The sequence below is a fragment of the Thalassolituus hydrocarboniclasticus genome (genome assembly GCF_025345565.1).
Lineage (GTDB): Bacteria > Pseudomonadota > Gammaproteobacteria > Pseudomonadales > Oceanobacteraceae > Venatoribacter > Venatoribacter hydrocarboniclasticus.
Genome location: NZ_CP054475.1, coordinates 1,343,334 through 1,358,516, shown reverse-complemented (window position 1 = coordinate 1,358,516; position 15,183 = coordinate 1,343,334). Strand labels below are relative to the sequence as shown.

At 54.1% G+C, this 15,183-nt stretch carries 12 protein-coding genes; 7 read left to right on the top strand and 5 right to left on the bottom strand.

All coding sequences use genetic code 11. From position 1 onward, the window contains the following. Window positions 1-47 precede the first annotated feature (47 nt). Complete coding sequence (locus HUF19_RS06010) at window positions 48-452, top strand: hypothetical protein (RefSeq protein ID WP_260998934.1); 405 nt, start codon at window positions 48-50, stop codon at window positions 450-452. Here the strand turns inward: HUF19_RS06010 and HUF19_RS06005 are convergent. Both HUF19_RS06005 and HUF19_RS06000 read right to left on the bottom strand, forming a co-directional pair. Next, window positions 434-2,482: a response regulator gene (locus tag HUF19_RS06005; RefSeq protein WP_260998933.1), complete on the bottom strand. Its 2,049-nt coding sequence runs from the start codon at window positions 2,480-2,482 to the stop codon at window positions 434-436. The genes HUF19_RS06010 and HUF19_RS06005 overlap by 19 nt on opposite strands. A 45-nt stretch (window positions 2,483-2,527) precedes the next feature. Further along, a complete protein-coding gene (locus tag HUF19_RS06000) occupies window positions 2,528-3,070 on the bottom strand; it encodes a helix-turn-helix domain-containing protein (protein ID WP_260998932.1) in 543 nt (180 codons plus the stop codon). A gap of 194 nt (window positions 3,071-3,264) precedes the next feature. Between HUF19_RS06000 and HUF19_RS05995 the strand changes: the two genes are divergently transcribed. The 4 genes from HUF19_RS05995 to HUF19_RS05980 all read left to right on the top strand — a co-directional run bounded on the left by HUF19_RS05995 (window position 3,265) and on the right by HUF19_RS05980 (window position 9,223). Then, on the top strand, window positions 3,265-5,109 hold the full coding sequence (locus HUF19_RS05995; RefSeq protein ID WP_260998931.1) for an EAL domain-containing response regulator: 1,845 nt from the start codon (window positions 3,265-3,267) through the stop codon (window positions 5,107-5,109). A gap of 92 nt (window positions 5,110-5,201) precedes the next feature. Beyond that, window positions 5,202-5,462, top strand: coding sequence for a hypothetical protein (locus HUF19_RS05990; protein ID WP_260998930.1), 261 nt, complete (start codon window positions 5,202-5,204; stop codon window positions 5,460-5,462). A gap of 9 nt (window positions 5,463-5,471) precedes the next feature. Then, a complete protein-coding gene (locus HUF19_RS05985; RefSeq protein ID WP_260998929.1) occupies window positions 5,472-8,318 on the top strand; it encodes an insulinase family protein in 2,847 nt (948 codons plus the stop codon). Window positions 8,319-8,452: 134 nt separating this feature from the next. After that, complete coding sequence (locus tag HUF19_RS05980; protein ID WP_260998928.1) at window positions 8,453-9,223, top strand: SDR family oxidoreductase; 771 nt, start codon at window positions 8,453-8,455, stop codon at window positions 9,221-9,223. Window positions 9,224-9,283: 60 nt separating this feature from the next. Here the strand turns inward: HUF19_RS05980 and HUF19_RS05975 are convergent, their stop codons facing one another. After that, window positions 9,284-9,898, bottom strand: a complete 615-nt coding sequence (locus HUF19_RS05975; RefSeq protein WP_260998927.1) for a flavin reductase family protein — start codon at window positions 9,896-9,898, stop codon at window positions 9,284-9,286. A 158-nt stretch (window positions 9,899-10,056) separates the two neighbouring features. Here HUF19_RS05975 and HUF19_RS05970 point away from each other — a divergent pair, with 158 nt between their 5' ends. Further along, entirely contained in the window at window positions 10,057-11,010 is a 954-nt protein-coding gene (locus tag HUF19_RS05970; RefSeq protein ID WP_260998926.1) for a bile acid:sodium symporter family protein, read from the top strand. Continuing rightward, window positions 11,007-11,534 carry a DUF1439 domain-containing protein gene (locus tag HUF19_RS05965; RefSeq protein WP_260998925.1) on the top strand — a complete coding sequence of 176 codons (528 nt, stop codon included), beginning with the start codon at window positions 11,007-11,009 and terminating at the stop codon, window positions 11,532-11,534. Before HUF19_RS05970 ends, HUF19_RS05965 begins: the two co-directional genes overlap by 4 nt. A 164-nt stretch (window positions 11,535-11,698) precedes the next feature. Here HUF19_RS05965 and HUF19_RS05960 read toward each other — a convergent pair whose 3' ends face one another. Beyond that, a complete protein-coding gene (locus tag HUF19_RS05960; protein ID WP_260974842.1) occupies window positions 11,699-11,929 on the bottom strand; it encodes a hypothetical protein in 231 nt (76 codons plus the stop codon). 357 nt (window positions 11,930-12,286) lie between these two features. Continuing rightward, window positions 12,287-14,980 (bottom strand): ricin-type beta-trefoil lectin domain protein, encoded by a 2,694-nt coding sequence (locus HUF19_RS05955; protein ID WP_260998924.1) that lies wholly within the window; start codon window positions 14,978-14,980, stop codon window positions 12,287-12,289. Window positions 14,981-15,183 lie beyond the last annotated feature (203 nt).

Genomic DNA, 15,183 nt, shown 5'->3' with positions numbered 1-15,183 from the left:
TATATCCTATCGCTCCCTGCGCAAGATAACGACCAAGGTTAAAGCAAATGATTGATGAATGGGTGCCACCGGGCGGAGGAGCGGCCAGTATTAACGCTCCGATGCTACAGCAATGCCTGGCCGTCACCGGCCTGATGGCCGACAATAGCGAACAGGCTGCACAGCAATTAGGTGAAGAGCGGCTTAAAACACTGCGTTCCGCGACACAGCTTGGTGAAGAACAGTGGCTGCCGCTTCTGGCAACGTTCAGCGCAGAAGAACTGTTTCAGCTGGCAACGTTTTTTACTCTGGCAGAAATGAAATTCAGCGGCTGGCAGTGCGGCGCAAAAAATCCTGCTATCTGGATATTCCGCAGTCTGAAAAAGAACGGCCAGCTGCCGGAAAAAGGCGCAATCCGTCAGCTGAAAAGTCTGACCGATAACCGCTACATTCCTTACGGCAGCGCGCTCTGATCCGGAAACAGAAATCCGCACAGCGCCAGGCGCAGTTCTTCAAGACGGATAGGTTTTGATAAATAACCGTTCATACCGGCCTGTTTACAGGCCGTTTTCTGTTCAGCCATAACATCCGCCGATAATGCAATAACAGGAATCTGCCGGCGTTCAGTCAGGCTGCGAATCTGCCTGGTCGCCTCCAGACCATCCATCACCGGCATATGGCAATCCATCAGCACCAGATCAAACTCTTTTTGACGAAACTGCGTAACCGCCTCCTGTCCGTTGGCAGCAAGGGTTACCTCACAGCCGAGACGTACCAGCATCTGTGTCGCCACTTTCTGATTAACCCGGTTATCTTCCGCAAGCAACACACGAACGCCCTGCAGCAATTCTTTGCCTGACGGTCGCTCCTGGAACTGACGCCCATAGCGGGTAATCAGTCGTTGCCCGTGCTCTTCATTTAATAGCCGCAGTAATAATTGCTGCAGATGCTCCTGACTGATTGGCCAGTCCCAGAAAGCCTGAATTCCCTGTGCCAGCAGATCCGCTTCCGCGGGGGAGACATTATCTGTCGCAGTGGCGGCCAGACGGGTCGCCCCTCCGGCCAGAGCGTCCGCCAGCGCCCCCCGGTAGTCGTCAAAGAGACGATAAGGCAGAACCAGAATATCCGGACGGGACTCCTGCAGAGCCTCAAGCAGATCTTCCGCAACGGAAAACTCTCTGACACTGATACCCAACCGGCGCACAACGGATAGCAGTAAGGCACGGTTAATCTGCACCTCATCACAGACCCAGATGCTGGCATCGCGTGCCATGACGGACTGAGAGTGGCTGAGCGGCAGATCGCAGGCGGCAACGGTGAGATTCAGATCCAGCCAGAAGTTTGAACCCAGCCCGGGCGAGCTGATAACCCCGACCTTGCCATGCATCAGCGTTGCCAGACGCCGACATATACTCAGCCCAAGCCCGGTTCCGCCAGCCAGAGTGGATAATCGGCCATGGGCCACGCTGTACTCATCAAACAACTGCAGGGCACGGTCTGCAGCGATGCCAATACCGGAATCTTCTACCGAAAAACGCAGCAGCACCTGACTGAACTGACGCCGGACCACAACCAGCCGCAGCAGCACGTGCCCCTGTTCGGTAAACTTCAGCGCATTAGTGAGGTAATTCATCAGGATCTGGCGGATTCTGATGGCGTCACCAATGACATACTGCGGCACCGAATCTTCCACAAAAAACTGCAGACTCAGATTTTTTTCCCGCGCTCTGGCGCTCATCATGGCAATCAGACTGTCGATCATGTCGCGGATATTGAAGCTTTCTTCTTCGATGGTGAGCTTGTCAGCATCGATTTTGGAAATATCGAGAATATCGTTAACAATGGTCAGTAAGTGTTCTGACGATGACTGAATAATACGCAGAAAACTCATTTGCTCCGCATTCAGCGGGGTTTGTTCAAGTAAAGAAACCATGCCCAGCAGCCCGGTCATCGGCGTACGGATCTCATGACTCATGCTGGCCAGAAAGCGGCTTTTGGCCACATTCGCTTCTTCCGCCTGTTCTTTTTCTGCAGTCAGAATATCCCGCGCCAGCTTCTGCTCGGTAATATCGGTACTGATCACCAGCAGGCTTTGTATCTCACGGTACGAACTCAGTGGAATCAGCTGATTCCTGAGATAGTTGATATGACCCTGCTGATCACGCAGGGTTATTTCAAACGATTGGGAGGTATGTTTTCTGACCGCCGTTTTAAGGCACTGGGTAAACTGTAAAGCCTGATCCTGCGGCAGGAAATCGACCGATGATTTGCCGGCAACATCTTCCAGAGTAAAGCCATCAAACAGATGATTCACATCCAGAATACGGCCTTCACGGTCAATTTCGGTGATAACGTCAGGCAGGTGTTGCCAGAGAATGCGGAAGCGCTGTGCCGCGGCAAGATTTTCTTTTAAATCCCGCTGCAGCCGCCAGCAATAACTGGCCAGCCAGAGAGCCAGTAAAACCAGTAGCAGCGTCAGTCCGAGCAACGCAGAAAAAGTCATAGCTCCCTCTCATCTCAGGCCGTGATCCCTTACGACCCGGCCTGACTATGCGGCAGCATCCCCCGTCAAAAATGCTAACAGAGCCTGCTGATCCCTGGGCCACTGGTAACTGAGCCAGCCATCCCTTACAGGCTTATCCGGTTCATTGCGACTGATGAGCAGATACAGGGTTTCACGCGACTCACTGTCACGCATCAGGCGCGCAACCGAATCCTGAGCCGCAACAGAGTTCACCGCAATAGCCCCCGGCTGATGCTCCGCAATCAGAAAGCCAAATTGTATCGGGTCGGTGGTTACCAGCGGCTCCCACCCCGCCCGCCGCACAAATGAGGCTACATCGGCGGAAAAATCTTCTGCATCTGCCAATAACACCAGTGTTCTTACGCCCAGCGATAAATCACCGGGCACCGGCATGTTATTGTCCTGCAGAAACGTAATAAAACTGCTCACCGGAATACGGTTATCTCCGCGCCCCGGCAGCTTGTAAGCATCCAGGTGACCGCGTTCAATCCAGCGAATAACAGTGCGGAAGTTCACGCCGCAATATTTCGCTACTTCTCCGGTTGTTAAGGCCTGTTTTTCCCTCACAGCATTATCTCAAGTCGGCAACTACACTGGTTTCAGTATAGATAGCCTTTCGCCAATGCAAGGAGAAATGAACAAATTGCGACATTCCTACGCGTCGCCCCGCGTGCAGCCATACATAATGCAAAGCCAGAATGCTACAGTAGTCCTGACTCAGGACTGTAATCAGAGCCACGTAAACTGCCAGGAGGAAAAGGATGCAAAGGAACGTTCTAGTCGTCGATGACGAGGCCGGCATTATTCAGGCTATCCGCCGCATGTTGCGGGCAGAACCATTTCATATCCATGAAGCCAGCAGTGGCGACGAAGCGCTGGCCATCCTGCAGCGCCATGATATCGAACTTATGATCACCGATTACAAAATGCCGGGAATGGATGGCCTGACTCTGTGCCAGAAGGCAAGGGATCTGTCTCCGGCTACTTATCGCCTGCTATTGTCCGGGCAGGTCGATTACAGCGCTCTGCGCAGTGCCTGGCAGCAGGGCGATGTTCACCGCTTTGTCGCCAAACCCTGGGATAACCTGCTGCTGAGCATGGATATCAAAGAAGGCCTGAAACAACACGACCTGCTGAAAAACCTGCAACAGGTCAGCCGGGCGATACATACCGAACAGGCCATGCTGCTGACGGACGCGAACTGGATTGTCCGTATGGCCAGCCCCTTACTGTGCGAAGCCCTGCAATGTGAAGAAAGCGACCTGCTCGGTGTTAACCTCTTCGCCCACGCCCTGTCGTCCATGCCCGTTACTCTGGAAACCGATGTCACCCGTCAGGTCGAGCAACAGCAGACCTGGCTTGGCTATTTTAATCTGACCGGACCACAGCAGCTGAATCTGCCGGCCTGGATGGCGATTACGCCTTTAGGCAGTCAGTATCGGCTGTGCTCCTGTAATTTTGTGGCTTCCGATCAGTCTCCGCAGCGTGACCTTAAAGACGAATTACAGCGTTACTCCGGCGAGCACCATCTGCAACGCTTGCAGAAAGCCGCTGGCGATGCGCGCAGCGAACCGCAACTGATGGTGGTCGCACTGCCAGAAGAAGTAAGCCATAAAGATCTGTCATCCATCTGTTACGAGCGCCTGCAGGCTGCAACAGACGATCTTTACGAAATATATTCACCACAGCCACACACCTTTCTCATTCTGCTGCCGGCCTCGGTATCGGCAGAACAGATTGAACGGCTGAGCCAGAATATTCAGCAGGATTTTAATGAAAGCGTCAGTTTTCAGGGACAACCTCTCCTGCTGCAGCCGCAGATCAGTATCGAGCAGAAGCCCGCGAACATTACTCACTGGGATGACTGGCTGCGTCATCGTCTGGGCCTGCCCGCGACCAGCCAGAAAGAACAGCCACACAGCACTGCTGCCGCACCGGTCAGTGGCCACCAGCACGCCAGCAGCCAGTACCGGGCGCTGCCGGTCTTTGATCAGCAGGGTACGCTGAGCGCACTGCAGGCACCGCAAGCCAATACTTATGATGAGTCCGGCTGGTCAGCCTGGTTCAATGCCATAGGCAGCGTCTGGCAGCAGTATTTTGAGCGCGAACTGCACATTATTATGCCCGCCGTAAACCAGCCGGCGGCCAGCGTTCGCGGGTTCATCAGAGCCCTGGGAGAAGCCCGTCAGCACTTACCACTCGAGTGCAGCATTATTCTCGGTGAAGACTGTATCCTCAGCCAGGAAGAAACCGACCTTAACTGGCGTGACGAACTGCGTTCGCAGCAATGCCGGCTGTTTATTGCCAACTTCGGCCGCAGTTTCCTCAACTCCCGCCAGATTCTGTCCTTGCCGATTCAGGGCGTCAGTCTGGCGCCGGAATTCCTGATTCATATGCGCAACAGCAAGTCTCTGCCACAGAGCCGCCGTCTGCTGCAGCGTATTCACGATCATGAGCTGACCATTTACGCTCCGGGAATGGACAACACGGAAGCTCTGGCTTCGGCTCATCAGAGCAATGTCGACTGGTTATCCGGCTCGGTATTGTCACGTGAACTGAGTGCCGACCAGCTGCAATGGTTCTCACCCAGCGCCGAACTGGGCTGAATCAGGCAGAACTTTTCTGCAATCGCCGGCCGCTGGCAGGTTATTCAGAGGCTCCTTGGGTTATGATAGGCTCCTGTTAAAAGGAGCCCGTTGTGAATAAAGATCAAGCCTACCATCAGATTGCCCTCGCCTGCCTGAAAGCCCTGCGTACCCCAGCCGGTGCCAGCGCCGAAGACCCGGTCAAAGAGCTGTATTCTGTTATCGATAACGCCTTCGAAAGTCAGTTTGCCCTGTTGGTTGCGGAACTCGAAGACAGCAAGCACCGTCTCAACCAGATTCAACAGCTGGATCCGCAACGCCATACCCTGGCGGATGCGCAGGCCATCATTAATTACAACGGAACTGCACACTAGGGAGCAGGCATGTTATCGCCACGTTATTGGACGTTTTTATTCATCGTACTGGGCGCAATCGTATTTTCTATGATTAAGTTTTCCGCCGGACCCGAACTGATCGTCAGCCCGGCTGACACTTTTAACTACCGCTATCTGACTCTGGATAACGGTATGAAAGTGCTGCTGGTCAATACCCCCAATGCCGACAAAGCCGCTGCCGCCGTCAGCGTCGACGCCGGCAGTGGCGATGACCCCAAAGGCCGTGAAGGCCTTGCTCACTTCCTTGAGCACATGCTGTTCCTCGGCACCGAGCCTTACCCGGAAGCCGGCGAATATCAGGCTTATATCAGCCGTCACGGCGGCAGCCATAACGCTTTTACCGCCCATAGCCAGACCACGTATTTTTTCGACATCGATAACAAAGCCTTAAGCGGTGCGCTGGATCGTTTCGCGCCGTTTTTTATCTCGCCAACCTTCGATGAAGCCTACGTTGAGCGTGAGAAAAACGCCGTTCATGCCGAATACAGCTCCAAGCTGAAAGACGATTTCCGCCGTATTTATTCGGCTGAAAAGCAGGCGATGAATCCGGATCACCCATACGCATCCTTTGCCACCGGTAATCTCGATACCCTGTCCGACCGTGCCGACAGCAAAATCCGCGACGAGTTACTGGCCTTCTACAACAGCCACTACTCTGCCGATCGCATGACTCTGGTGCTAGCCGGTAAGTACGAGCTGGATCAGCTGGAAGCCTGGGCAAAAAGTCATTTTTCGGCGGTGCCAAAGCGTCAGACCGTAGCTCATGTTGCTAACCCACCGCTGTTTGTTCCGAGCCAGTTGCCACTGGATATGAACATTGAGCCGGTAAAAGAAATCCGCCGCCTGCAGTTCACCTTCCCGATGCCGGAAACCCGGTCGCTGTATGCCTATAAACCGGTACAGATTCTGTCAAACCTGATCGGCCACGAAGGTGAAGGCAGCCTGCTGGCGTTCCTGAAAGAGAAAGGCTGGGCCGAAGGTCTGAGCGCCGGTCGCTCACTAAGCACTCAGGACGAAACCACACTGGTGGTACAGATTCAGCTGACCAAACTGGGCCTGCTGTATACCGAAAACATTACCCAGGCGCTGATGCATTACATCGACCTGCTGAAGCAACAGCCGCTGCCGCAATACCTGCTTACCGAGCAGCAGCAACTGAGCGACCTGTCATTCCGCTTCCAGGAACAGAGCCGCATCAGTGATTACGTGGTACGTCTGAGCAGCAACATGCTGGTGTATCCTGCAGAAGACATTATCTACGGTGATTACCGCTGGCAGCCAATCAGCCAGCAACAGCTGCAGCCTTATCTGGATGCGTTATCCGCCAGCAACATGCTGCGCACCCTGATCGCTCCGCAGATTGCCACCGAAACCATCGACCCGTGGTACGGCACCGCGATCCGTATCCGTCCAGGCGATTACCGCGCCGATGCGGTGACCACTGAAGGTCTGGCCAGTCTGACCCTGCCGGCGCCGAACCCGTTTATTCCGACCGACTTCACCCTGCACGCTGATACCACTCAGGCCACTCCGGAAAAACTGATCGACGAGCCCGGCCGCATCCTGTGGTATTACCCTGAGCATGAATTTGCCATGCCAAAAGCGCGGGTGATGGTGCAGCTGCAACAGGCCAGCGTGCAGAATTCCGCGCGTCAGCGGGTACTGGCGCAGCTCTACAGCCGCACCGTTAACGAAGCGCTGAACACCTACAGCTATCCGGCCTATCTGGCGGGGCTGAATTACAGCCTCAATGCTTCAGGCCGTGGTCTGGAACTGGCGCTGGGTGGTTATCAGCACAAGCTGCCGGAACTGCTGAAGCGCGTTCTCAGCGAAATGAACAGCATCAACCTGAGTGAAGAAGACTTCGGCCGCTACAAAGCTTCACTGCAGCGTACTCTGGAAAATCAGCTGAAGAACAAACCGTTTGAACGTGAACTGGCAGTGCTGAAAAACTGGCTGTACGAACCAAGCTTCGATCAGGCCGATCTGCTGCAGGCACTGGCCGCAGTCAGCCGTGAAGACGTTATGCAATATGGCGCCACCTTCAGCAACGAACTGGCCGTGCAGATGTATGTGCATGGCCAGCTGAGCAAAACTCAGGCACAGGAACTGGCCGCCATTGTCGACGCTCAGTATCCGGCCAAAGCCGCACAGGTCGCTCTGCCACAATTGCTGCAGATTCCGGAAGGCCAGTATCAGAAAAACCTGACACTGGATCATCAGGATACCGCCATCGTGCTCTATGTGCAGGGCCAGGAAGGCAGCGACCGCAACCGTGCGCGCTACGCCCTGCTGGGTCAGATTCTCAGTGCGCCTTACTACCAGACCATGCGCACCGAACAGCAGCTGGGTTATATCGTGTTCGCCACGCCATTCCCGCAGCAGACCATTCCGGGTCTGGCCTTTATCGTGCAGTCACCTGAGGCTTCACCACAGGCGATTCTCGACAGCAGCCTGAGCTTTTTCAGCAATTTCGAACAGCAGCTGGGCAGCATGTCGGAGGAAGAATTTAACTCCTACCGTCAGGGCCTGAGCACTCTGTTGCTGGAAAAACCGAAAAATATGGCGGAAAAAGTCGCCCGCTTCTGGCGTGATATTGAAGTGCAGCGCTACAGCTTCGACACCAACGAAGCCATCGCCGCCGAGGTGAAAACCCTGAGCCAGGACGAAATCCGTGCACTCTACCAGAATGCCATTCTGGAACGCGGCAAGCCCTGGCTGCTGCTGACCCAGGGCGGCGCGGTACAGGACTGGCCAGCACTCGATGGTCTGCAACGCGAACAGCTGCAGCGCTTTGAAGTACAGCCTGCTGGTCTGGCAGACAACGCTGAGTAAGCCCTGACCGATTTAAAAGCCCGCCATGATCTGTGACATTGCGGGCTTTTTTATGTCTGGCGTACTTTACCCTTTACCTGTCAGGCAATAATCGCGAGTCTGACGCTCTGGTTCTTTTTACTGAGTAAAGCCACATGATGAAAAATGCCTTTATTACCGGTGCCGCCTCCGGCATTGGCCGCGCCACAGCCGAAACCCTGTACGCTCAGGGCTGGAATCTGGGTCTGGCGGATATTAACGAACAGGCATTAAAGGAAATGACACTGGGCTGGGATGAGCAGCGCGTGCACTGCTACGCCCTCGATGTGACCAAACCAGAGCAGTGTGCTGCGGTGATCGGTGAATTTGCCGCACAGCATGACAAACAGCTGCGCCTGCTGTTCAACTCCGCCGGTATTCTGCAGATTGACCGTTTTGAAGACGTCAGCAGCCAGCGCCACCAGCAGATTTTCGATATCAACGTGATGGGCACTATCCACTGCTGTCAGGCAGCCTTCCCCTACCTGCGTCATACCAGCGGCGCGCAGGTGATCAACATGAGTTCCGCCTCTGCGACCTATGGCATTCCGCGGCTGGCCAGTTATTCCGCCTCAAAATTTGCCATCAGCGGCCTGACCGAAGCGCTGGAGCTGGAATGGGAAGAGTACGGCATCCGCGTCTGTGATGTGATGCCGCCTTTTGTCAGCACACCCATGCTGAATGAACAGGCCTCCGGCGCCCCGGTTCTGGATAAACTCGGTGTGCATCTGAACGCCGAGGATGTCGCCCGGACCATTCTGCAGCAGATAGAACAACCTAAGACCCACCGCGCCGTCAGTCTGCAATTTGCCCTGACTTACGCTGCCAGCCAGTTGCTGCCACGGGCGGTTACCCGCGCCATTATCCGCTTTCTGAATAAAGGCTGAGTTGCTGCGCCCGGGATTTCCGGGCGCTTTTTATTACGACGCTGTTTTGTGCCAGCGTATTTATTCCGGCCGCGGCAGATTAAACAACTCACCCAGCGCGGCATATTCACTACCGCCCAGACGCGCCAGCGGGTTCAGCTCCGCAGCCCCGACCTGCAGGCGCGGCTCTTTGCTGAGTACAATGTCGTCCGCCAGATACGCCGCCCCGGCCTGTAAAAACAGCACATGCTGCCCACCCGGTCCGACGTCCACCTGCTGTTGCAGAGTACAGGCAAAAGCAACCGGCGCCTGACTGAGGCGCGGCAGTTCTGAACCCGCAAAAGCTTCCAGCGCCAGAGCTGAACGCTCGACCTCACTGTCGCCATAGGCCAGCGTTGCTGAGCTGGCGTTCAGTGCCTGTAATTGTTCAACCGATGCGATGTGCAGCACACAACGGCCATCACGGGCCAGATTGGTAAAGGTATCTTTTTCGTCGCCGCCGGGCTTTTTACCCACAGAAACCACAAAGGTCGGCGGGTTGGCACAGACCGGAGCAAAGAACGAAAAAGGCGCCAGGTTATAGGATGAGCCATCGTCATTTGCGCTCAGAATCCAGGCGATCGGCCGCGGCAGAACGGTCTGAATCAGCAGGTGATAACTCTCAACAGGGTTAAGGTCGGCAAAACGTAATTCCATGATGACTCCGTTATTGATCGGATTTACAACCGGGTGAATTATTCCCGCCAGCGGCGTGAAATACCAGACAACGGATAAGCACTGACGATACACCAACGCCCGGCACTGCGCCGCAGGCGTCACTGAGGTAACATAGCGCTCTGCTTCCGGAGGCTCCTATGTTTTCTGTTAACCGTTATTTTCCCCTGCTGGCCATCGCCGTCAGCGCCCTCGCCTGGTATGAACCGCAGCCATTGCTGGGACTGAAAGACGCCATTGTGCCGCTGCTGACCATCGTTATGTTCTGTATGGGCCTGACCCTGCGCTGGGCGGATTTTCGCCGCGTCTGGAATAAACCACAGCCTATCGCTCTGGGAGTGTTGCTGCAGTTTACCTTAATGCCATTGATCGCCTGGCTGTTGGTACAGCTGCTGCAACTGCCGCCAGAGCTGGCGATTGGCCTGATCATTGTCGGCGCCTGTGCCGGCGGCACCGCCTCCAACGTGATGACCTATCTGGCCGGCGGCGATGTGGCGCTGTCGGTTAGTATGACGCTGATCTCCACCCTGTGGGGCGTGGTACTGACGCCATGGCTGGTTGCCTTTTATTCGTCCGCAGAAATTACCGTGGATACCCAGGCAATGATCATCAGCATCGCTCAGATTGTCTTACTGCCGATTGCCGGTGGCCTGTTGTGCAACCGCTTTCTTCCCCAGGTCGGACGCAGCCTGAACAGCCACCTGCCGGATATTGCCAGTGCCTTTATTCTCGCCATTATTGCCATCATCGTTGCCCTCAATGCCGATGAAATTGCGACCATGGGAGCACTCGCCGTTGTGGCGGTGATGCTGCATAACCTGCTGGGTCTGGCCGCGGCATATGGCATCGCGCGCTGGAATGGTCATACCGAAGTGGAAGCACGCACCATTGCGCTGGAAGTCGGGATGCAGAATTCCGGTCTGGGCGTCGCGCTTGCACTGAAATTTTACGGCCCGATGGCTGCCCTGCCCGGCGCACTGTTCAGCGTCTGGCACAACATCAGCGGTTCTCTGCTGGCCGCTTTCTGGAAGTGGCAGACCAATAAAAAAATCCGCAATCTGAGTCAGCAGAAGGCGGTTAAGGAGCATCTGTGAAAGTATTTACCACACTCTGCACCAGCAGCCTGCTGCTGTTCAGTCTTGCCGCACAGGCCTATGAGGTGCGCCTCACGGAACAGCAACTGCAGCAACAATTAAACAGCCAGATGCCCCTGACACAAAGTCAGGGCATGGTGACGTTAACGCTGAGTAATCCAAAACTTGATCTGCTGCCCAGCGGTAACCGCCTGAGTCTGCAGACCAATGCCATGATTGCCACCAGCATCGGTTTGCAAAGCAGTGGCCAGCTGACCGTGGAAGGAAAAATCCGCTACGACAAAGCCAGCTACAGCTTTTTTATTGAAGAACCGGTTATCCGCCAGCTTGATATTGATGGCCTGGCTCCGGCGCTGCAGCCACAGCTGATATCACTGGCGCAGAAGGCACTGACCCCGGCGCTGACCAAGCAGCCGGTTTACACCCTGAGCGATCAGGATATGACGGAAGCCATGGCGCGCATGATGCTGAAATCCCTGACCATCAGCGATGCCGATGTGGTACTGGTGATGAGCCCGTTCTGAGCTGGCTCGGTCAGATCTGGATGGGCACAAAAAAACCGGCGTAATGGCCGGTTTTTTTTGTGTTGCAGTGATTGGGTTATATTCTTATAAACATCAGAAATAATAAAAATAAACTAAGCGAAATCAGCACAGCGTTTTTAGCATCAACGCAACCCTGACGAGAATTACCAGATTTCAATTTCCTCCATCACCGGTTTGCGCGCGTTCATTTCAATCTGCACCAGATCGTGAAGCTCGCTCAGTTCGGTTTCATTCAGCTGGCGTAAATTCAGCGTCTTGAACACCCGCTGTTCGATCAGATGACGTTCATAACAGGATTCGTGTGCAATGCCGATACCGGAAACCGTTATCGGCTTTCCGGCTAATGCCGACTGATGGCAAAACTCACACTTCATGAAGAATCTATTCCCGTAAAAAATTAGTGGTGATTCTATCCCTACATTAAAGAAGAGGATCAACAGAAATGTTATCAATCCTGATGAGTTTCGTAATTGCTGTGTAATAAAATCACGGGCATGAGTACAGAAAATAACATCTCACCGCTCAGCCTTTTTTGAAGAGACGGTCAGTAGGTAAAAATACCAATATAAAACGCAGATTCCGTAATTTCTCGCTACGTCAGCCGCTCATTCGATATGGAAAATCAACGCTGAGATTCCTCACACTCTCAGATGCAACGGCAAATCAGACTCGGCGGCAGCCCCGCTCATAACGGGATTGCCGCTGAATATTTTTTCACCATAAATGGAATATTAAAACTGCATTTTCCAGCGTTGTTGTGCCCCCTGATGACGCGACCAGAGACCCACATCAGAGCTGTCCTCTGTGCCATAGGCATCCAGGGCATAAGCAGCCGATGAACGCGGGATCAGCTGATAGCCCTGCGCGTCCGGCTGAAGGTTCCAGCGCAGGTTATCGCTGTTTACGCAATCCCAGATCACAGCCTTGCCGTTATCACGCAGCTGACCACCATGATCTAAACACTTATTGCCCAGTGCCGATTTCAGATAGCCGGTATTTTTATCGTAAAACCAGCGCTGGGCATTGCTGCCGTTACAACGATAAGACTGCACATTGGTGCCGTTCCAGCTGCGTGCCCCGGCAACATCCAGACACAACCCCGAGCGGGCATTAATCAGCGAAAAACCGTTGGCCGCAGTTCCTTTGTCAGCGCTATAACCGGAATGGGTCATGCTGCCGGTGAGGTACACCGGGCTTTTTCCCAGCGCTAACTGATAGCGGATTCCCGCCTGTAAATCCGCCAGTTCTCCGCTACTGAGTCCGGCATCGCCATTAATTAATAACGCAAAATGCAGGCTGTCAGAATCCTCATCGGCGCTGACATCATCCCACACCAATACCCGCTGGCCGCTATCAGCACCACGGTCAGGTATCATAACCACTTCATTCGCATGCTGTGTCGGCACTCCTGATAATGTTCCGGGCAGGAAAACAGCGGCATCGGTAATCACCGTCAGCTGCTCTTTGGCTAAATGCCGTGGCCAGTAAATTTCCGTCGGCGCATCACTTAAACGTCCGCGCCAGGCAGCAAAAGAAAATTCGGTATTACGCAGAAATTCACGTTCAGAAAATAACGGCGGTAAGGAAACACGGATACTGTGGTAGTTCATCCGCTCATCGGCACGATCCGGCACCCGGCCTTCATAGCTGAAATGCAGAAGCTCGCCCTGCAACGCCCGCGGATAAGCCCGCTGTACCAGTTCGGCATTAATATTGTAGTTCTGGCCATAGTCACGGATGACGGAAAAATTCTCGCCATTCCAGGCATCATCTTCTGTCAGCAGCCGCTGAGGATTACCATTCTGTAATTCCATATGGTTGTCGTAATAATAATCCCATTGCCACTGAGTACCACTGACCAGCGGTGTGTAAAAATCGACATAGCGGTCTTTACCGGAAACACGGTCTGAGCTTTCCATGCCCTGATAGGTGGCATTCACCACCCGCTCGGTATCGGTATGTCCCCAGCCATCCAGCCACATGCCAAACTCCGATAAAAACGGCGTAATATTCAGATAGCGGGCTTCATCGCGAATCAGGTCAATATTGGCAAAATAGCTGCCATTACGCGCAACGGTTAAATCATTAACGCCCATACGGGCCTGATCATAAAAATGGCTGTTAAACACAAAGCCATCACCCGGCTGGTAACGTAAATAATGGCCACCGGTTGCCGGTGCCACAGCGCCGGCAATGGAACTCCAGAACACCATAGGCTCAGCAAACACCGGCGTATTATTCCAGCCGCGCTGATCCATTTCTGCACGCACACGCTGATAAAATGGCCACAAAACCTCATTATCCCAGTCGGCATAACTCATATTGCCAATACCGCCGTCGAAGGGCTCATTGATCGGGTCCACACCAATGACCATAGCTCGCTGTGCCGGTGTTAAATGCGCCTGTAAGTAGCTCAGCATTTCACCCAGTTGCCAGACAAACTGGCTCTGAACAAAATCCAGCTGTGGCATCAGAGAAGAGTGAGTAGCAGCATCACGCAGCATAAACTGCTGATGGCTTCCCACCACCTGGCTGGCTGCCAGACACTCCGCCAACTGCACATTGCCGTTGTTCAGGCTCAGACATTTGTTCAGATCCAGTACGCTGTGTATCCGGCCATGCACGTCGGGCATAAACTGCTGCGCACGGCTGCCATTGCATTGATACACCTGAATATCCGTACCCGCTGCGGTTTTGGCACCGGCTACATCCAGGCACTGCTCCGTATCGGCAAGACTGCGTAACGTGCCATCCTGCCGGTAATGCCAGCGCTGATTAGCACCACCATGACAAGCCCAGCCGCCCACGCTGACAGAGTTTTCCGCCTGACCACCGCGGATATCCGCACACTGCTGCGATGCCGGCAAATAAAGTTCAATATCGGCTAAATCTTTATTCAAAACCCAGTGATCAGCCCAGAAGCCACGGATAGCATTACGTACAGCAGAATCAGAAAGTTTGTGTGCCGACCAGGTCAGCTGACAAGGCAGACCACAATCATCCTTGCCATAAACATCACTCACAGCCCAGCGCGGGGCACCATTACCGGTAGCTGCAGAATCTGCGGTGAAGGTATGGCGACTGTACAGATCCGAGTGATAATCCAGCAGCACATACAATCCGAGGTCCGCTGCAATGGCAATCTGCTGACTGATCGCTGCCAGATAACCTTCATCCACCTGCCCCGGCTGCGGTTGCACGCCTTCCCAGGCCAGTGTGTAGCGAATCAGGTTGGCGCCGGTTTTTTCCTTCAGCAAACTCAGACTGGCCTGCGCATCCTCATTGTTTTTAAAGGCTTTAAAGCCCGATTCTGCCAGTTTCACTTCACCCGATACGTTGAAACCACGGAATCCAAGCTCGCGGCCAGAAGTTCCGGCAAACACTTTATCCTGCTGAGCAGCAAAGGTTTTTTCTCTGATAAGCACCTCATCTGCAGCAGGAATACTGTGCTGAGCAGCTGCCTTAAACGGCAACAGAACTGTAAGCGCCAAAAGATAAACGCTGGCATGCCGGTATCGACCGGCAAAAGAGAGGTATGTCATGGTAAGGCCCTGTTTGATTATTATTTTGGTACTATCGTTTTAACTTATCAGCTACCGCCCAGCGATCTCTAGGACTTGCCAAGCCA